General features: G+C 73.3%; 15 protein-coding genes and 1 pseudogene. 11 read left to right on the plus strand and 5 right to left on the minus strand.

Annotated features, from left to right (window positions below; translation table 11 throughout):
- Positions 1-87: 87 nt before the first annotated feature.
- Entirely contained in the window at positions 88-1,257 is a 1,170-nt protein-coding gene (locus tag ACFYPR_RS07415) for an acyl-CoA dehydrogenase family protein (RefSeq protein WP_354854221.1), read from the plus strand.
- A 183-nt stretch (positions 1,258-1,440) separates the two neighbouring features.
- Entirely contained in the window at positions 1,441-2,721 is a 1,281-nt protein-coding gene (locus tag ACFYPR_RS07420; RefSeq protein WP_355063009.1) for a Bcr/CflA family efflux MFS transporter, read from the plus strand.
- 66 nt (positions 2,722-2,787) lie between these two features.
- Here ACFYPR_RS07420 and ACFYPR_RS07425 read toward each other — a convergent pair whose 3' ends face one another.
- Positions 2,788-3,453 (minus strand): hypothetical protein, encoded by a 666-nt coding sequence (locus ACFYPR_RS07425; RefSeq protein WP_387258957.1) that lies wholly within the window; start codon positions 3,451-3,453, stop codon positions 2,788-2,790.
- A 23-nt stretch (positions 3,454-3,476) separates the two neighbouring features.
- Here ACFYPR_RS07425 and ACFYPR_RS07430 point away from each other — a divergent pair, with 23 nt between their 5' ends.
- Both ACFYPR_RS07430 and ACFYPR_RS07435 read left to right on the plus strand, forming a co-directional pair.
- Complete coding sequence (locus ACFYPR_RS07430) at positions 3,477-3,995, plus strand: hotdog domain-containing protein (RefSeq protein WP_328423667.1); 519 nt, start codon at positions 3,477-3,479, stop codon at positions 3,993-3,995.
- A 142-nt stretch (positions 3,996-4,137) separates the two neighbouring features.
- The gene (locus ACFYPR_RS07435) at positions 4,138-6,147 is read left to right on the plus strand and encodes an acetoacetate--CoA ligase (RefSeq protein WP_387258959.1); all 2,010 of its coding nucleotides are present in this window, start codon (positions 4,138-4,140) and stop codon (positions 6,145-6,147) included.
- Positions 6,148-6,392: 245 nt separating this feature from the next.
- Here ACFYPR_RS07435 and ACFYPR_RS07440 read toward each other — a convergent pair whose 3' ends face one another.
- Positions 6,393-7,082 carry a TIGR03089 family protein gene (locus ACFYPR_RS07440; protein WP_354854228.1) on the minus strand — a complete coding sequence of 230 codons (690 nt, stop codon included), beginning with the start codon at positions 7,080-7,082 and terminating at the stop codon, positions 6,393-6,395.
- Positions 7,083-7,233: 151 nt separating this feature from the next.
- Here ACFYPR_RS07440 and ACFYPR_RS07445 point away from each other — a divergent pair, with 151 nt between their 5' ends.
- Both ACFYPR_RS07445 and ACFYPR_RS07450 read left to right on the plus strand, forming a co-directional pair.
- Positions 7,234-8,379, plus strand: a complete 1,146-nt coding sequence (locus tag ACFYPR_RS07445) for a glycosyltransferase family 1 protein (RefSeq protein WP_354854230.1) — start codon at positions 7,234-7,236, stop codon at positions 8,377-8,379.
- Between the two features lie 63 nt (positions 8,380-8,442).
- The gene (locus ACFYPR_RS07450) at positions 8,443-9,534 is read left to right on the plus strand and encodes a sugar phosphate nucleotidyltransferase (protein ID WP_354854232.1); all 1,092 of its coding nucleotides are present in this window, start codon (positions 8,443-8,445) and stop codon (positions 9,532-9,534) included.
- Here the strand turns inward: ACFYPR_RS07450 and ACFYPR_RS07455 are convergent.
- On the minus strand, positions 9,482-10,120 hold the full coding sequence (locus tag ACFYPR_RS07455; RefSeq protein ID WP_387258961.1) for an NUDIX hydrolase: 639 nt from the start codon (positions 10,118-10,120) through the stop codon (positions 9,482-9,484). The two genes, ACFYPR_RS07450 and ACFYPR_RS07455, sit on opposite strands and share 53 nt — an antisense overlap.
- Before the next feature lie 35 nt (positions 10,121-10,155).
- On the opposite strand from ACFYPR_RS07455, the pseudogene ACFYPR_RS07460 reads away from it, so the two are divergent.
- Both ACFYPR_RS07460 and ACFYPR_RS07465 read left to right on the plus strand, forming a co-directional pair.
- A pseudogene (locus tag ACFYPR_RS07460) lies at positions 10,156-10,566 on the plus strand (hypothetical protein); the annotation flags it as partial.
- A 291-nt stretch (positions 10,567-10,857) separates the two neighbouring features.
- Positions 10,858-11,856 (plus strand): winged helix-turn-helix domain-containing protein, encoded by a 999-nt coding sequence (locus tag ACFYPR_RS07465; RefSeq protein WP_355063017.1) that lies wholly within the window; start codon positions 10,858-10,860, stop codon positions 11,854-11,856.
- Positions 11,857-11,875: 19 nt separating this feature from the next.
- Here the strand turns inward: ACFYPR_RS07465 and ACFYPR_RS07470 are convergent, their stop codons facing one another.
- Together ACFYPR_RS07470 and cofD are read right to left on the minus strand one after the other, a co-directional pair.
- Positions 11,876-12,964, minus strand: coding sequence for a coenzyme F420-0:L-glutamate ligase (locus ACFYPR_RS07470; RefSeq protein ID WP_354854236.1), 1,089 nt, complete (start codon positions 12,962-12,964; stop codon positions 11,876-11,878).
- Positions 12,961-13,908: a 2-phospho-L-lactate transferase gene (gene cofD / locus ACFYPR_RS07475; protein ID WP_354854238.1), complete on the minus strand. Its 948-nt coding sequence runs from the start codon at positions 13,906-13,908 to the stop codon at positions 12,961-12,963. Before cofD ends, ACFYPR_RS07470 begins: the two co-directional genes overlap by 4 nt.
- A gap of 98 nt (positions 13,909-14,006) precedes the next feature.
- On the opposite strand from cofD, the gene ACFYPR_RS07480 reads away from it, so the two are divergent.
- From ACFYPR_RS07480 to ACFYPR_RS07490, 3 genes are all read left to right on the plus strand, one after another.
- The gene (locus tag ACFYPR_RS07480; protein ID WP_387258963.1) at positions 14,007-14,999 is read left to right on the plus strand and encodes a hypothetical protein; all 993 of its coding nucleotides are present in this window, start codon (positions 14,007-14,009) and stop codon (positions 14,997-14,999) included.
- Positions 15,000-15,233: 234 nt separating this feature from the next.
- Positions 15,234-17,774: a bifunctional FO biosynthesis protein CofGH gene (locus tag ACFYPR_RS07485; RefSeq protein WP_387258964.1), complete on the plus strand. Its 2,541-nt coding sequence runs from the start codon at positions 15,234-15,236 to the stop codon at positions 17,772-17,774.
- Between the two features lie 163 nt (positions 17,775-17,937).
- Positions 17,938-18,216 carry a hypothetical protein gene (locus ACFYPR_RS07490; RefSeq protein WP_354854243.1) on the plus strand — a complete coding sequence of 93 codons (279 nt, stop codon included), beginning with the start codon at positions 17,938-17,940 and terminating at the stop codon, positions 18,214-18,216.
- Positions 18,217-18,261 lie beyond the last annotated feature (45 nt).

Below are 18,261 nucleotides of genomic sequence, written 5' to 3' on the forward strand. Positions count from 1 at the left end.
CTGCAGTCGCTATCCTTCAGTCTGCGCGGTCGGCGGTCAGGGGAGGCCACAGACTGCGCATGATAGCGGTGAAGGGGAGGGGCCGACATGGCCGCAGGGGAGTCGTTCGACGTCTACCGGTTGCCCGAGGAGCATGAGGCGATCCGGCAGGCGGTCCGTGAGGTCTGTGCCGCCAAGGTGGCTCCGCACGCCGCCGAGGCCGACGAGACCGGGGAGTTCCCGAAGGCGTCCTACGACGCGCTGCGGGCAGCCGATTTCCACGCGCCGCACATCCCCGAGGAGTACGGCGGCGCGGGCGCGGACGCGCTGGCCACCGCCATCGTGATCGAGGAGGTGGCGCGCGCCTGTGCGTCCTCGTCGCTGATCCCGGCGGTGAACAAGCTCGGCACGATGCCGCTGCTGCTGTCCGGTTCCGAGGAGCTCAAGCGCCGCTACCTGACCCCGGTCGCGGCGGGCGACGCCATGTTCTCGTACTGCCTCTCCGAGCCGGAGGCGGGCAGCGACGCGGCGTCGATGACGACCCGGGCGGTGCGTGACGGGGATCACTGGGTGCTCAACGGCGTGAAGCGGTGGATCACCAACGCCGGCGTCTCCGAGTTCTACACCGTCTTCGCCGTCACCGACCCCGCCGCCCGCTCCCGGGGCATCTCGGCCTTCGTGGTCGAGAAGTCCGACGCCGGGGTGAGCTTCGGCGCTCCGGAGAAGAAGCTCGGCATCAAGGGCTCGCCGACCCGCGAGGTCTACCTGGACAACGTGCGGATCCCCGCCGACCGGATGATCGGCGCCGAGGGCACCGGCTTCGCCACCGCCATGAAGACCCTGGACCACACCCGGGTCACCATCGCCGCGCAGGCCGTAGGGATCGCGCAGGGCGCGCTCGACTACGCCAAGGGGTACGTGGCCGAGCGCCGCCAGTTCGGCAAGGCGGTCGCCGAGTTCCAGGGCATCCAGTTCATGCTCGCCGACATGGGCATGAAGCTGGAGGCGGCGCGGCAGCTCACGTACGCCGCCGCCGGCAAGTCCGAGCGGGGCGACGCCGACCTGACCTACTTCGGCGCGGCGGCCAAGTGCTTCGCCTCCGACGCCGCCATGGAGATCACCACCGACGCGGTGCAGCTGCTCGGCGGCTACGGCTACACCCGCGACTACCCGGTCGAGCGGATGATGCGTGACGCCAAGATCACCCAGATCTACGAGGGCACCAACCAGGTGCAGCGCATCGTCATGGCCCGGCAGTTGCTGGCCGGCGTCGTCTGACCGCCGCCTGATCGACCCCGACAGCCCCACCGCCCGCCGGCGGTGGGGCTGTCGTCGTCTGCGTGAGCCCCCACACAGTGGCGATGTCACAGGGGTCTGCGACGTTGTCGCCAAGTGAGAATCACCGAACACGATCCCCCACCGCTCGCCCCACGACGCACGACCCTCCGCAGAGAGATCGAGATGATGAAGCAGCTGGTGGAGAAGACCGCCCCCGAGCAGGATGTGCTGCCCGGCGACCTGATGACCAACCGCCAGCGGGCGCGGCTCGTGCTGGTGCTCGGCGCGTTGATCGCGATCGGCCCCCTGACCATCGACATGTACCTGCCGGCGCTGCCCGCCATCACGGCCGGCCTGCAGACCACCGAGACGGCCGTGCAGTTGACGCTGACCGGCACGCTGCTCGGCCTCGCGCTGGGCCAGTTGCTGATCGGGCCGCTCTCCGACGTGGTCGGGCGGCGTCTGCCGCTGCTCGCCGGGCTCGCCGTGCACATCGTGGCCTCCGTGCTGTGCGTCTTCGCGCCCAACATCGCCGTGCTCGGCGTGCTGCGCGTCCTGCAGGGCCTCGGCGTGGCGGCCGCCACCGTGGTCGCCACGGCCGTCGTCCGTGACCTGTTCAGCGGCGCCTCGTTCGCGCGGATCTTCTCCCGGTTGATGCTGGTCATGGGGCTGGCGCCGATCCTCGCGCCGACGCTGGGCAGCGGGCTGCTGCGCTGGACCGAGTGGCGGGGCGTCTTCGCGGCGCTGGCCGTGCTGGGCGCGTTGCTGATCGTCATCGCGGCGTTGCAGCTTCCGGAGACCCTCGCGGTGGCACGCCGCCGGCACGGCGGAGTGGCGGCGACCCTGCGCGACTACCGGGGGCTGCTCAACGACCGGGCCTTCGTCGGCCTGGTGCTCGTCGCCGGGCTGGCCATGGCGTCGCTGTTCGCGTACGTCTCCGGGTCGTCCTTCGTGCTCCAGCGGGAGTACGGCCTCGACGAGCAGCAGTTCGGCCTGGCCTTCGGGGCCGGTGCCGTCGGCCTGATCGGCGCCACCCAGTTCAACATCCGGCTGCTGCGGCGCTACACCCCGCAGCAGATCCTCATCAGCGCGCTGATCGCCGGAACGGCCGCCGGGCTGCTGCTGGTCGTGTTCGCCGCCACCGGCGTCGGTGGCCTTGGCACCCTGCTCGCGTCGCTGTGGCTCGTGCTGGCCGCGGCGGGCCTGGCCCTGCCGAACGCTCCGGCGCTGGCCATGAGCCGGCACAGCGAGGCCGCCGGCACAGCCGCGGCGCTGCTCGGGGCCGTGCAGTTCGGCGTCGGCGCGTTGTCGGCGCCCCTGGCCGGCCTGTTCGGCACGGGGAGCGTACCGATGGCGGTCGTCATCGCGGGCGGCATGGCGGCGGCGCTGGCGGTCATGGTCCTGGTCGTGCCCCGCGCCACCCTCGGCGCGGTCGACCCGGACCTGGCCGTCGCCGTGCACTAGCGCGACTCGCGCCCCTCGCGCGGCGGGTCTGGTCGGGCGGGCCGGGCCTGCCGGCCCGCCCGACGATCAACGGATCTCGGTGGTGTCCTCGGGGCGCGACTGGCCGCGCGGCGGGGCGGACCACGGCGATTCGCCGCCCACCCGGCGGGGCAGCGGCTCGGTCGGCGTCGGATCGGCCGGGTAACCCAGGGTCAGCGGGGCGGTGTCGCGCTCCGCGGGCTCGGGCGACGGCCAGTCGGTGAGGGTGAAGTCGTCGCCGCGCGGGCCGTCCGCCGGCGCCGGCGTCAGGGCCGGCGCGGTGGCGGCCTGCGGCCACTGCCGCCAGCGTTGACCGCTGAACGTCGCCATGAGCAGCAGCAGGCCGAGCAGGAAGAGCGTGCCGTTCTGCACCGGCAGCGCCAGCGGCAGCGGGTCACCGAGCACCTTCCACCCCTGCGGGATCGCGTCGCGCACCTCGAACGGCGCCACGAACATCCCGACGTACGGGGTGACCAGCAGCAGCCCGGCCACCAGCGGGCCCGCCGGTGAGAAGCGCAGTGTGCCGAGCAGCCCGAGCAGGACACCGCCGACACCGAGGTACACGGCCGGCTCGATCAGGTTGGCGGTGTTGAAGGTGCCGATCTCCACCCAGCGGTCGACCGTCCGGCTCGACCCGTCCTGCCCGAGTGTGACAAGCGCCCACGTGATGGGTGCCACCACCAACCCGGCGAGGAAGCTCCAGAGATGTCGCATCCGCGCACCGTACCGTTTCCGGCATGACCGAGCACCTCTCCGCCGCTCCGACCGGCAAGCCGACGTCGTACTCGCGCGTCACCCTCAGCAAGATCATGACTGCGGTGGACGTGAACCTCTACGGAACCGTCCACGGCGGGGTCCTGATGAAGTTCGTCGACGACGTGGCGGGCGCCGCCGCCGCCCGGCACAGCGGCGGAACGGCGGTCACCGCGGCGATCGACGAGATCGTCTTCTCCGAGGCCGTGCGGGTCGGTGACCTGGTGCACGCGCACGCCCAGGTGAACTGGACCGGGCAGACGTCGATGGAGGTGGGCGTGCGGGTGGTCGCCGAGCGGTGGGACTCGGCCGAGGACGCGCCGGTGCGGGTGGCCACGGCGTACCTGGTCTTCGTCGGGGTGGACGTCGGCGGTGCGCCGCGCATGGTCCGTCCGGTGCTGCCGGAGACGCCGGAGGACGAGCGCCGGTACCGGGAGGCCGAGATCCGGCGTGCACACCGCCTGGCCCGCCGCCGGGCCATCCAGGCGCACCGGGCGGGCTGAACCACATGGGTGGGTGGGCTGGAGTGTGGGCCGGGCACGCGTCGATCGGCGTACCCGGTGCGCAGAATGGCGCTTCGAGGTAGGGCAAGATGGCGCCACGGCCCATTCACAGTGTCGTGCGGGGCCAGGGGAGGGTGGAGCAGTGGGTGACGTGCTGTGGACGCCGCCGGCGGACGTGCTGGAGCGGTCCCGGATCGGCGACTACCTGCGCTGGCTGCGCGAGCACCGCGGGCTGGACTTCGCCGACTACGACGCGCTGTGGCGGTGGTCGGTCACTGACCTGGACGCGTTCTGGCGCTCGATCTGGGACCACTTCGAGGTGATCGCGCACACCCCGCCGACCGCCACCCTGGCCGAGCGGGGGATGCCCGGGGCCCGCTGGTTCCCGGGCGCCACCCTCAACTACGCCGAGAACGTGCTGCGGATGCCGGGCCGCGCCGACGACGACCCCGTGGTCATCGCGCACGGCCAGACCCGGGGGCCGGTCACCCTCACCGCCGGGGAGCTGCGCGAGCAGGTCCGCCGGGTGTCGGCCGGTCTGCGCCGCCTCGGCGTCACCGCCGGGGACCGGGTGGCGGCGTACGCCCCCAACATTCCCGAGACGTACGTCCTGCTGCTGGCCACCGCCAGCCTGGGGGCCATCTTCTCGTCCTGCGCGCCCGAGTTCGGCACGCGCAGCGTCACCGACCGGTGGCAGCAGATCGAGCCGACCGTGCTGGTCGCCGTGGACGGCTACCGCTACGGCGACAAGCCGGTGGACCGCCGCGCCGAGGTCGCCGCGATCCGGGCGGCCCTGCCGTCGCTGCGCCACACCGTGAGCATCGGCTACCTCGACCCGACGGGCTCCGCGCCCGAGGGCGCGCTGAGCTGGGCGGAGCTGGCCGCGCCCACCGACGAGCCGTCGACGTTCACGCCGGTGCCGTTCGACCACCCGCTGTACGTGCTCTACTCCTCGGGCACCACCGGCCTGCCGAAGCCGATCGTGCACGGCCACGGCGGCATCCTGCTGGAACACCTGAAGATGCTCGCCCTGCACCACGACCTCGGCCCGGCCGACCGCTTCTTCTGGTTCACCACCACCGGCTGGATGATGTGGAACTTCCTGGTCTCCGGGCCGGCGGTGGGCGCGGCCATCGTGCTCTTCGACGGCAACCCGGGGGTCCGGGCGGAGCCCGGCCGGCCGGCCGAGCCCGACCTCGGCGCGCTGTGGCGGCTGGCGGCCGAGACCAACACCACGTACTTCGGCACCTCGGCGCCGTTCCTACTGGCCTGCCGCAAGGCCGGCCTGGTGCCCCGCGAGGTCGCCGACCTGTCCGCGCTGCGCGGTGTCGGTTCCACCGGTGCGCCGCTGCCCGCCGAGGGCTTTCATTGGGTGTACGACACCGTCGGCGACCAGGTGCAGCTCCAGTCGCTGTCGGGCGGCACCGACGTGTGCACGGGCTTCGTCGGCGGGGTGCCGCTGCTGCCGGTGTACGCCGGTGAGATCGCCTGCCGCGCGCTGGGCGCCAAGGTGGAGGCCCGCTCGGCCGACGGCACCCCGGTGATCGGCGAGCTGGGCGAGCTGGTGATCACCGAGCCGATGCCGAGCATGCCGGTGGGCTTCTGGAACGACCCGGACGGCACCCGTTACGCCGAGGCGTACTTCTCCGTCTACCCGGGCGTCTGGCGGCACGGTGACTGGATCACCATCAACTCCCGGGGCGGCTGCGTGATCACCGGGCGCTCCGACGCCACCCTCAACCGTGGCGGGGTGCGGCTCGGCACCGCCGAGTTCTACTCGGTGGTCGAGGGCCTCGACGAGGTCGTCGACTCGGTGGTGGTGCACCTGGAGGACGACGAGGGCGGCGCCGGTGAGCTGCTGCTCTTCGTGGTGCTGGCCGACGGGCTGACGCTGGACGACGCGCTGCGGAAGAAGATCTGCCGCGAGCTGCGGACCGCCCTCTCACCCCGGCACGTGCCCGACGAGATCCACCAGGTACGCGCCGTGCCCCGCACCCTCTCGGCGAAGAAGCTGGAGGTGCCGGTCAAGAAGATCCTCACCGGCACCCCGGTCGACCAGGCCGCGGCCAAGGGCGCCCTGGTGAACCCGGAGTCGCTTACCGCGTTCGCCGCCCTGGCCCAACGCCGCCCTGCGAACAGGACGCCCGCCTGACAGTTGGCCGCGTGGCGACTCGTCTCCGCCCCGTCGGAGCGCATGGTGGTGACTGGGGTGTGCCCCGGCATACGCGTCCTTTGCTCTGCTTACGCGGACGCAACAGTCCGGGCCGCTTTCTGTTGCGCCGGTTGAAGCAGAGCAAAGGACGGGCGCGTACCCACCGGCCCTTGGCCGTGCCGGGCGCCCACCCGGGGATCCCCGTGGTGCCGCGCTGCCGCGCCACCGGGGCGCCGGCGGGTGGGTCACGGGAGAGCGTGCGTGACCTTCTCCGTGGTCAGGCGGGTGGGGAGGTTGGCCGGGGCCAGGTTGGCGCACAGGACGACTGTGGCGGCCCGGGTCAGCGGGGCCAGGAGCCAGTCGACCGGATCCGGGTAGCGGCTGGCGTCGACCAGGACACGTGCCCCACGCTCGATGCCCAGCTCGTCGGCGCGGGCCTCGGCGCGGGCCAGCAGGTGCGCGTCGGCGGGGCCGGGACCGGACTGCGGGGTGAAGTGGTCGCCGTGCCCGCGTACCTCGACCACGTAGTCGGCGAAGCCGGGCGGCACCTGCCGCAGCGGGACGGCGAGCGGGGCGAGGCCCAGGACGTACCGCTCGTCGGCGGGCCAGGACTGTGCTTCGTCGAGCCGGTCGGCGGCGGCGAAGAGAACGTCCACCGCGCCCGGGGTGTCGGCGACGGTCACCTTGGCAGCCCAGCAGCCCAGCAGGACGGCGGCGGTCTGCCAGTGCGGGGGGAGCAGCACGCCGGCCGCTGTGCCCGGCGCGAGGCCGACCTCGTCGACGAGGAGGTTGGCGGTCTTCGACACCCAGTTCGCCAGGGTCGCGCCGGAGAGTTCGGTGCGGTCGCCGGTGGAGTCGTCGTACCAGGTCAGCAGCGGTCGGGTCGGGTCGGTCGCGATCGCGTCGGCGAACACCCGGGCAATGTTGTCGGCCATCGGCGCGAACGATACGCCTCCGCCGCCCGTACTCGATGACGATGACAAGTCGGCGTACCGTCGGGTCGCAGTCAGCGTCGGCCCCGTACTCCGGCGTAGGCTTTACCCCGGAGTGTTGTTCCCCACAGACCCACCCTCAAGGAGTCGCCCCGTGACCGCCGGTCGCCCGCCCCGCGTGCTCATCGACGCCACGAGTGTCCCCGCCGACCGTGGTGGCGTCGGTCGATACGTCGACGGTCTGCTCGGTGCCCTCGGCAAGGTGTGCGGGTCGGGGGTGGAGTTGGCCGTGGTGAGCCTCCGCACCGACCTGGAGCGTTACACCCGGATGCTGCCCGGCGCGGAGATCATCCCCGCTCCGGCCGCCGTGGCGCACCGCCCGGCCCGGCTCGCCTGGGAGCAGACCGGCCTGCCGCTGCTCGCCCAGCAGGTCGGCGCGCACGTGCTGCACTCGCCCTTCTACACCTGCCCGCTGCGGGCCGGGTGCCCCGTCACGGTCACCGTGCACGACGCGACGTTCTTCACCGAGCCGGAGCACTACGACAAGTCCCGCCGCACGTTCTTCCGCAGCGCCATCAAGACCTCGATGCGCCGCGCCAACCGGGTGATCGTGCCCAGCAAGGCCACCCGGGACGAGCTGATCCGGCTGCTCGACGCCGACCCGACCCGTATCGACGTGGCCTACCACGGTGTCGACCACGACGCCTTCCACGCGCCCAGCGAGGAGGAGAAGGCCCGCGTGCGCGCCCGGCTGGGGCTGGGCAACAGCACGTACGTGGCCTTCCTCGGCGCCAAGGAGCCGCGCAAGAACGTGCCCAACCTGATCCGCGGCTGGGCCCGCGCGGTGGCCGACCGGGTCGACCCGCCGGCCCTGGTGATCGCCGGTGGGCAGGGGCACGACGACGACATCGACCGGGCGGTGGCCGAGGTCCCGTCCCACCTGCGGCTGCTGCGCCCCGGCTACCTGCGCTACGCCGACCTGCCCGGCTTCCTCGGTGGCGCGCTGGTCGCGGCATACCCGTCGTACGGCGAGGGGTTCGGCCTGCCGATCCTGGAGGCGATGGCGTGCGCCGCCCCGGTGCTGACCACCCCCCGGCTCTCGCTGCCTGAGGTGGGCGGCGACGCCGTGGCGTACACCTCGGAGGACCCGGGCCAGATCGCCACCGACCTGGCCGCCCTGCTCGACGACGAGCAGCGCCGGTTGTCGCTGGCGAAGGCGGGCTTCGACCGAGCCAAGGAGTTCACCTGGGAGTCCAGCGCCGAGGTGCACATCGCCGCCTGGAGTCGCGCCCGGTCGTAACCCTTCGGGCCTCTCGTGGTGACCCGTGCCACTGCGGGCGGATGCGTCGGGCATGATGTGCGGATGCTTTATGCGGTCATCCCGGCAGGTGGCAGCGGCACAAGGTTGTGGCCGTTGTCCCGCGCCGGCCACCCCAAGTTCCTCCACCCGCTGACCGGTACCAGCGCCTCGTTGCTCCAGGCGACCGTGGAGCGGCTCGCGCCGCTGACCACACCGGATCGGACCCTCGTGGTCACCGGCGCCGCGCACGTCGCGGCGGTCGCCCGACAGCTGACCGGGCTGCCGGAGGAGAACATCCTGGTCGAGCCGTCCCCCCGGGATTCCTGCGCGGCGATCGCGCTGGCCGCGGCGGTGATCGCGCAGCGTGACCCGGACGCGGTCATGGGGAGCTTCGCGGCCGACCACCTGATCCGCGACCCGGACAGCTGGGTGCGCACGGTGCGGGAGGCGGTCCGGGGGGCCGAGCAGGGCATGCTGATGACGGTCGGGATCACCCCGACCCGGCCGGAGACCGGCTACGGCTACCTGGAGACCGGCGACGAGACCGAGGGCACGCCGTGGCGCCAGGTGGCCGAGTTCAAGGAGAAGCCGGCCGCCGAGGTCGCCGAGGCGTACGTCCGCTCGGGCCGGCACCTGTGGAACGCGAGCATGTTCGTCTGGCGGGTGGACGTGTTCCTCGCCGAGTTGGCCCGCCAGCAGCCCGCGCTGCACGCGGGGGTCACCGCGATCGCCACCGCCTGGGGCACCCCTGAGCAGGACGACGTGCTCGGCACGGTCTGGCCGACGCTGCCGAAGATCTCCGTCGACTACGCGGTGATGGAGGGCGCGGCCACCGCGGGTCGGGTCGCCACGGTGCCGGGCGATTTTGGCTGGAACGACGTCGGTGACTTCCACACCCTGGGTGACGTGCTGCCCGCCGACGACGCGGGCAACGTGGTGCTCGGCACCGACGCCAAGCCGGGCGTGCTCCTGCGGGACACCGCCAATCTGGTGGTGGTGCCGCAGTCGGGCCGGTTGGTGGCGGTCCTCGGTGTGCGCGACCTGATCGTGGTGGACACTCCGGACGCGGTGCTGGTCTGCCCGCGTGAACGGGCCCAGGACGTCAAGCTCCTCGTCGACGAGCTGAAGGAGCGGGGCGAAGAGGGCTACGTCTGAGGGCCGCGAGGGCCGGCTCGACCAGTTGCGCCGTCCCGCCGGCCAGCGGCTCGGGCAGCCGATCGGGCGGGAACCATCCCAGCTCCTCGGCCTCGTCGCTGACCTGCTCGACGGCGCCGGGCGGGGCGACCACGGCGAACCGGACGTCGTAGTGGCGCGACCCGCCCTGGCAGAGCACCTCGTGCACGTCGATGTCGATCGGCACCGGATCGATGTGCAGGCCGTCGATGCCGGACTCCTCGGTGGCCTCGCGCAGCGCGGCTCCGACCAGGGTCTGGTCGACCGGTTCGCAGTGTCCGCCGAGCTGCACCCAGCGGCCGAACTTGGCGTGCAGGCAGAGCAGCACCCGTGCGCCGGTCGGGTCCAGCACCAGCGCGCTCGCGGTGACATGGCCGGGGCGGTGCTGCCGGCTCATCGCGACCGGCCCGGCGGTGAGCAGCGCGAGGGTCCGGTCCCGCGCGTCGGCCGCCGCCGGGCTGGTCGGCTGCCAGCCCTGCAGCAGCGCGACGGCGTCGGCGTGCAGCGTCGCGTACGACGCGGGATCGGTGGGGTCGACGGTGGGTCCGGTGAGCGCGGTGTCAGGCACCCCGTCACTGTACGAGCGTGCCCTCCGTACGCTAGCCGATCCTGGTGGAGGTGTCCGGGGTGCCGGGCATGTTCGCCGCAGAGCCGGTGTGGCCCCGGGCGCTGGGGGCGTACGCGGTGACCGGGGTGACCCCGCCGGGCGAGCTGACCGGCTTCCGGGCGATCGCGCCGACGCCGGACGGCGGGTACGCGGCAGTGATCGGCTCGATCGACGCGCTGGGCAAGGGATCGGTGCTGCTCGACGACCATCCGGGCGGGGGCGCGGTCACGTCCCGGCACGTGCGGTTCCGGTTCCCGGCGGGGCGGACGGGCGACTCGTGCCGACTGGTCGGGGAGCCGGTGGCCGACCTGGCGCCGTTTCACCACGTCGAGGGGCTGGCCGAGCTGGACGGACGGCCGTTCTACGTCACGGACGAGGACCATCGGGTCGCGCTCTGGGTCGGCTGAGCGGGGCAGGCGTTTCCGCAGCGATGGGATGACCGGACGGCACCTCTGCGGAGCAAGGGCCGCAGACCCTCGTGGTGCCGCCCGATCACCGGTCCCTCCCCGGTCCCCGGTGCCCCGGCGCCGGTTACGTCCATGACGTGTCGGTGCCGTGCTCGGGCACTGGAAGCATGCCTAACTGGCCCCGGGGACGTCGAGGTTTTTCAGCCCAGGCTTAAAGATGGAGATAACTGCCGGCCGGGTAGAGTCGAACGGTCGCCCGGCATCCCTCTGCCGGCGACACGGGAGCGCTCCATGCTGAAGATCCACTTTTCCGGCGAGGACATTCTCCGGACCCGGGTGGCGCCGGCGGCCGACCCGGTCTGGGAGCTGGTCCTCAGCCTGCACGTGTTGCAGGGCCGCAACCGCGATCCGTTGACGTCGACCTGGCGGCGCACAGTGACTCGCGGTCTGCGCCAGGACGCCGCCTCCGACCAGCTCCGACTGCTCTTCGCCCTGAACCCGCCGCGCGGCTACTTCCCCGACTTCCTCACCCCGTACGCCAGCGTCGAGGGTTTCGAGGCGGGGCTGGAAGCGGTTCGCAGCACGCCGACCCAGCTGCTCCAGCGGGATCTGAACCTGCTGGCCGCCGAGAACCAACTGCCGGCCTCCGCCACCGCGCTGGCCCGCGGTGACGGGGCGATGCTGCGCCACCTCGCGGAGTCCATGGAGCAGTACCGGTCGCTCGCGATCGGCCCGTACTGGAGCCGGATCCAGTCGGCGGTGGCGGCGGACCGCACCCTCCGCGCGCGGGCCCTGCTCGACGGCGGCGTCGAAGGGCTGTTGGCCAGCCTTCGCCCGCGCATGCGCTGGGACAGCGGGGTGCTGGAGGTGCGCGACTACCCGCACAGCCGGGAGCTGCACCTGGACGGTCGAGGGCTGCTGTTGGTGCCGTCGTTCTTCTGCGCGGGCACCCCGGTCGCCCTGCTCGACCCGGCGCTGCCGCCGGTGCTGGTCTATCCGGTGGACCGGCTGGGCGGGATCGCCGCGACCGACGGCGACGCGTTGGCCGCGTCGAGCGCCGGCCGCGACTCGCTGGCCGCGCTGCTCGGCCGGACCAGGGCGGCGGTGCTGGAGGCCAGCCACGACGGCTGCACCACGGGCGAGGTGGCCCGCCGGCTCAACATCTCACCGGCGGCGGCCAGCCAGCACGCCACCGTGCTGCGCAACGCCGGCCTGCTCGTCAGTCACCGCGACCGCAACACCGTGCTGCACACGCTGACCCCGCTGGGCCGGGCCGTCCTGGACGCGTGAGTCTGGCCCGGCCGTGGGGTCACAGGGCGAGTGCGGCGCTGGCCGGGCTGCCGGCCGGCGGTGGCAGCAGCGTCGACCGGACACCCTCGGCGGTCAGGGCGACGCGCAGCCGGTGCAGGTCGGCGCCGAATCGGACCAGGTCCATCGGGTCGACCGGCGCCGGCGCGGTGCCGAGCACCAGCGCGCTGGCGTCGGCCGGCCAGCCCGGCACCTCGGCGACCAGGCCGGCGCGTACCTCCGCCTCGTCGACCAGGGTGAAGACCGTGCCGGGGGTGACCACCTCGGCGACCGCGTCGAGCGCCCGTCGCACCGCGGCCGGGTCGGCCGGCTCGGGGCCGATCGCCTCGGCGAGGGTCGCGGCCTCGGCCAGCCCGGACGCCCGAGCCTCGGCGGTGCCCAGCGAGAACAGGTCCTGCGCGGCATCACGGATGAGCGCCCGCGCGCCGTCGGAGTCGTCCGCGCGGGTGGCCGCGAGGTAGCCGCGCACCACGGCCACGGGGACCTGGTCACACTTGCCCTTGATCAACTCACCGGCGCCCGCCAGCTCGTCCACCACCGCCATCTGGGTCAGTTGCAGCTCGTTGCCGTACGGGTCCACCTCGCCCCGATGGTCGCGGATGGCCGGCATCCCGGCCACCCCGAGCGCCACGTCGGTCAGCCCGTTGCGCCAGGGTCGGCCCATGGTGTCGCTGATGATCACGGCGACATCCAGGTCGTACCGTTCCCGGAGCGCGGCGCGCAGCTCCCGGGCCGACGCGTCCGGATCCACCGGCAACAGCACCAGCCGGGTCTTGTCGACGTTCGACGCGTCGATCCCGGCGGAGGCCATCACGAAGCCGTGGTGGGTCTGCACGATCCGGGTCGGCCCCCGGCTGGCCACCACCCGGGCGGTCTCACCGGCCAGCACCTCCTCGCGCGCGGCGAGCCGCTCCGGCCCGTCCGCCGGGACGTCGACCAGCCGCCCCTCCGCCTTCGAGACGATCTTGCTGGTCACCACCAGCACGTCGCCGTCGCGCAGCCATGGCGCGGCGGTGGCGATCAGCGCCGCCAGGTCGTCACCCTCGGTCACATGGCCGATGCCCAGCACCGGCAGGATCTCCAGCCTCACGTCAACTCCACCGCGGCGCGGACCATCGCCGCCGTCGCCGCCTCGTCGGTCATCCGCAGCGGCATCGCGCGGACCGTCACCTCCGGCACCAGCGTGTCGGCGTCCTCCTCGTCCACCAGCCAGCCGTCCAGCAGCCCACCCGCCGCCCGAGGGCCGTAGAGCCGGCCCACCCCGGCCGCGCTGCACTCGACCCCGAGCACGGCGAGACAGCGGTCGGCCATTCCCCGGACCGGGGCGCCGCCGATGATCGGCGAGACACCCACCACCGGCGCCGGGCCGTCGGTCACCGCCTCGCGCATCCCCGGTACGGCCAGCACCGGCGCGATGCTCACCACCGGGTTGCTTGGCGCGATCAACACCAGGTCGGCCGCGCCGATCGCCTCCCGCACCCCGGGTGCCGGCGTCGCCGTCTCCGCGCCGACGAAGACGAAACGGTGGGTGGGGATGTCGGCCCGGTACCGCACCCACCACTCCTGGAAGTGGATCGCCCGCTGGCCCTCGTCACCGTCGACGACCGCGTGGGTCTCCAGCCGGTCGTCGGTCGCCGGCAGCAGGCGTACGCCGGGCTGCCACCGGGTCGACAACGCCTCGGTGACCGCGCTCAGCGGGTAGCCGCCGTTGAGCATGGTGCTGCGCACCAGGTGGGTGGCGATGTCCTTGTCGCCAAGGCCGAACCAGGTCGGCTCCGCCCCGTACGCGGCCAGCTCCTCCTTGACCGTCCAGCTCTCGCCGACCCGGCCCCAGCCCCGCTCGGGGTCGGCGCCGCCGCCGAGGGTGTACATGACGCTGTCCAGGTCGGGACAGATCTTCAACCCGTGCAGCCACAGGTCGTCGCCGACGTTGACCACGGCCGTCACCTCGGCGCCGACCTCGCGGGCGTACGCCCGGACGCCGAGCAGGAACCGGGCGCCGCCGATGCCGCCGGCCAGAACCACGATGCGCATGTCGACCATCCTCGCGTACGCGACGCCTCCGGTCCGCCGGTGGCCGGGGAGACTAGGCTCACGTGCGCCCTGTCCGTCCATGCCCCGAGGGGGAGTTCGTGACCAGCCCCGCCGAGCCCGCGTCCGCCGACGCGACGCAGGCCCGCCAGCTGACCAAGCCACTGCGCGAACTGGGTGCGCTCGCCCTGCTCGGCGCCAACGCCGTGTTCCTCTTCGTGGGGCTGCTCCGGCTGCTCACCCCGAACGACTACCGCGGTTTCACCGACCGAGCTGGCGATCAGTTCTTCTCGTTCATCGGGGTGGAGTCGGTGGCGCTGCCGCTGCTGGCCGTCCTGCTGGCCACCCACGTCGCGCCGGTGCTGCCGAAGGCGAAGCTGATCACGCAGGTGGCGCTGGGTGAGTACGCGGTCAGCGCGGTGCTCGGCACCCTCACCATGCTGATCTGGACGGTGGGCCGCCTCGCCGAGGCCGAGATCCTCGACGCGTTGCTCGGCCTCCTCACCCGGTTCGCCTGGCTGGTGATCTTCGCGGTGGCCGCCTGGGTGGTCTTCACGATCTGGCGGGCGTTCTACTACGTGCCCAAGCCGAAGCCGCAGCCGGGCGTCTACGGCCAGCCGCAGCCGGGTTGGCCGCAGCAGCAGGGCGGTTGGCCGGCTCCGGGTCAGCCCGGTGGCCAGCCGCAGGGCGGATGGCCCGCTCCCGGCCAGCCGGGCGGTTACCCGCAGGCCGGCCAGCCGGGCGGTTACCCGCCGGCGCAGTTCCCCGGCCAGTACGGCCAGCCGTCGCCGCCGTTCCAGGCCCCGCAGTCCGCGCCGCCGCACCCGCAGTCCGCCCCGCCGTTCCAGGCCGCCCCGCAGTCCGCGCCGCCGTTCCCGCAGTCCGCGCCCCCGGCCAACCCGGCCCCGCAGTCGGCGCCGCCCGCGCCGCCGTTCGGGCAGCCGCCGTCGGCCGACCCGACCCAGACGATCCCGCGCCAGTCCGCCGAGCCGGCCTCCGCCGACCCCACCCAGGCCATCCCGCGCCCGGCCGACCCCGACGCCGACCGCACCCAACACATCAACCCGGGCGAGCACCCCGACCAGACCCGCTGAGCCGCCAGCCCTCCGGGCTGGTGATGTTCGGGTCCTCCTTTGCTCTGCTTCAACCGAGGCAACGCCCGGCGTCCGAATATCGGACGCGCGGTGTTGCGTAGGTTGAAGCAGAGCAAAGGACCCGCGGGGGGTGCCCGCCCCTCCACCGACGCATCAAGTGATCATGGGGTGCGGTTTCCCACGCTGCGGGCCGGGTCTGGTGGCTCGGGCTCGTGCTGCGCATAGGCTGAGTGGATGGTTGATCGCACCCACTCCGGTCCGAGCGAGGCGAGCGTGCGGCGGGCCCTGGGCCGGGCCGCGACCGGGCGCGCGCTGGACGTCGACGAGGCGACCGCGCTGCTCGCCGCCCGTGGCGACGCGCTCGACGAGCTGCTCCGGACCGCCGGTGGGATCCGCGACGCCGGGCTGCGTGACGCCGGGCGGCCGGGCGTGGTCACGTACTCGAAGAAGGTCTTCATTCCGCTGACCCGGCTCTGCCGGGACCGTTGCCACTACTGCACGTTCGCCACCGTGCCGCACCGGCTGCCGGCGCCCTTCCTGGACCGCGACGAGGTGCTGGCCATCGCCCGGGCCGGTGCCGCCCAGGGCTGCAAGGAGGCCCTGTTCACCCTCGGTGACCGGCCGGAGGAGCGCTGGCCGGCGGCCCGGAGCTGGCTCGACGAGCGCGGCTACGACTCCACTCTGGACTATCTGCGCGCCTGCGCGGTGGCCGTGCTGGAGGAGACGGGCCTGCTGCCGCACCTCAACCCGGGCGTGCTGTCCTGGTCGGAGCTGCAACGGCTCAAGCCGGTCGCCCCGAGCATGGGCATGATGCTGGAGACCACCGCGACCCGCCTGTGGTCCGAGCCGGGCGGCCCGCACTACGGCTCGCCGGACAAGGAGCCGGCGGTCCGGCTGCGGGTGCTCGACGACGCGGGACGGGTCGGGGTGCCGTTCACCACCGGCATCCTCATCGGCATCGGGGAGACCCCGGCCGAGCGGGTGGACGCGCTGTTCGCGATTCGCCGCGCGCACCGGGAGTACGGCCACCTCCAGGAGGTGATCGTGCAGAACTTCCGCGCCAAGCCGGACACGGCGATGCGCGGCATGCCCGACGCGGAACTGCACGACCTGGCCGCCACGGTGGCGGTGGCCCGACTGCTGCTCGGCCCGAAGGCCCGCATCCAGGCCCCGCCGAACCTCATCGCCGGCGAGTACGCCCTGCTGCTGCGCGCCGGCATCGACGACTGGGGCGGCGTCTCCCCGCTCACCCCGGACCACGTCAACCCGGAACGCCCGTGGCCGCAGATCGAGGAGTTGGCCCGGCACACCGAGCTGGCCGGGTTCACGCTGCGGGAGCGGTTGACCATCTACCCGGAGTACGTGCGCGCCGGTGACCCGTGGCTCGACCCGCGGCTGCTGCCCCACGTGAACGCCCTCGCCGACCCGGCGACCGGCATGGCGGTCGAGTCGGCCCTCCCGCAGGGGCGCCCCTGGCAGGAGCCGGAGGAGACGTTCGGCGGGCGCACCGACCTGCACGCCACCATCGACACCACCGGCCGCACCGACGACCGGCGCGGCGACTTCGACAGCGTCTACGGCGACTGGTCCGAGGTCGCCGGCAAGGTCACCCCCGAGGCGGCGGCGCGGCGAGCGGGCGTACCCGCGCCGGCCGGCAGCGGTGCGGACCGTGACCTGGCGGCCGGGCTGCGGCTGGCGGCCGACGACCCGGCGGCCCTGCTCGATCCCCGGCACACCGACGCGGCGCTGGCGCTGTTCGGCGCGGACGGGCCGGCGCTCGACGAGCTGTGCCGGCTCGCCGACGACGTACGCCGCGACGCGGTCGGCGACGACGTCACCTACGTGGTCAACCGCAACATCAACTTCAGCAACGTCTGCTACGTGGGCTGCCGGTTCTGCGCGTTCGCCCAGCGTGAGCGGGACGCCGACGCGTACCGGCTCTCCGTCGACCAGGTCGCCGACCGGGCCGAGCAGGCGTGGGCGGCCGGTGCCAGCGAGGTGTGCCTCCAGGGCGGCATCGACCCGAAGATGCCGGTCACCGGGTACGCCGACATCGTGCGCGCGATCAAGGCCCGCGTGCCGGAGATGCACGTGCACGCGTTCTCCCCGATGGAGATCGTCACCGCCGCCGCGAAGGCCGGTGTGCCGGTGCGCGAATGGCTGACCCAGCTGCGCGAGGCGGGGCTGGACACCATCCCGGGCACCGCCGCCGAGATCCTCGACGACGACGTGCGCTGGGTGCTCACCAAAGGCAAACTGCCGGCCGCCGCCTGGGTCGATGTCGTCAGCACGGCCCACGAGCTGGGCATCCGGTCCAGCTCCACCATGATGTACGGCCACGTCGACCACCCCGGGCAGTGGCTGGCGCACTTCCGGGTGCTGGCCGGCGTGCAGGACCGTACCCGCGGGTTCACCGAGTTCGTGGCGCTGCCGTTCGTGCACACCAACGCGCCGATCTACCTGGCCGGCATCGCCCGCCCGGGGCCGACCTGGCGGGAGAACCGCGTGGTGCACGCCATGTCGCGGCTGCTGCTGCACGGCCGCATCGACAACATCCAGTGTTCCTGGGTGAAGCTCGGCGACGAGGGCACCGTGGCGATGCTCCAGGGTGGCTGCAACGACCTGGGCGGCACGCTGATGGAGGAGACCATCTCCCGGATGGCCGGCTCCGGCAACGGGTCGGCGCGTACCGAGGAGCAGCTGCGGGCCATCGCGAAGGCCGCCGGTCGTCCGGCGCGCAAGCGATCGACTGCGTACGGTCACGCTCCGCGCTGAAGTCGAACCTTTTCCCGCCGTCGGCCGTACCAAGCGGTGCCGGCGGCGGTCGCGGCGAGGACCGCCGCCGGTGTTCCCTCAGGGGCCCGGCGGCGTCACCTCGACGGCACCGGACCCGTCCGTCACCGCGGGCGCGTACGCGCCGCCGCCGGAAAGGTTGCCCATGACCAGTGATCAGCGGAAGCGGCCCTGGCCGCGACTGACCCGCCGGCAGACGTTGACCGCCGCGGCCAGCGCCACCCTCGGCGCCGCCGCACTCACCGTGCCGGGTCTGTCGGCCGCGCAGAACGCGCCGGGCGCGGCAGGTCGGGACGACGAACCGATCGTCGTGCACCTGCGCGACGCCGCGTCCGGAACGATGGACGTCTTCGTCGGTGAATCCCGGATCGAGGTACGCGACCGCGGCCTGGCGGACCGACTGCGGCGCGCAGCCCGGCGCTGACCCGCACGCTCCGCCCGCCATCAGTCCCCGCCCAGTGAGGTTGGT

Origin of the sequence: Micromonospora sp. NPDC005254, assembly GCF_042872525.1 — a bacterium.
Taxonomy (GTDB): domain Bacteria; phylum Actinomycetota; class Actinomycetes; order Mycobacteriales; family Micromonosporaceae; genus Micromonospora.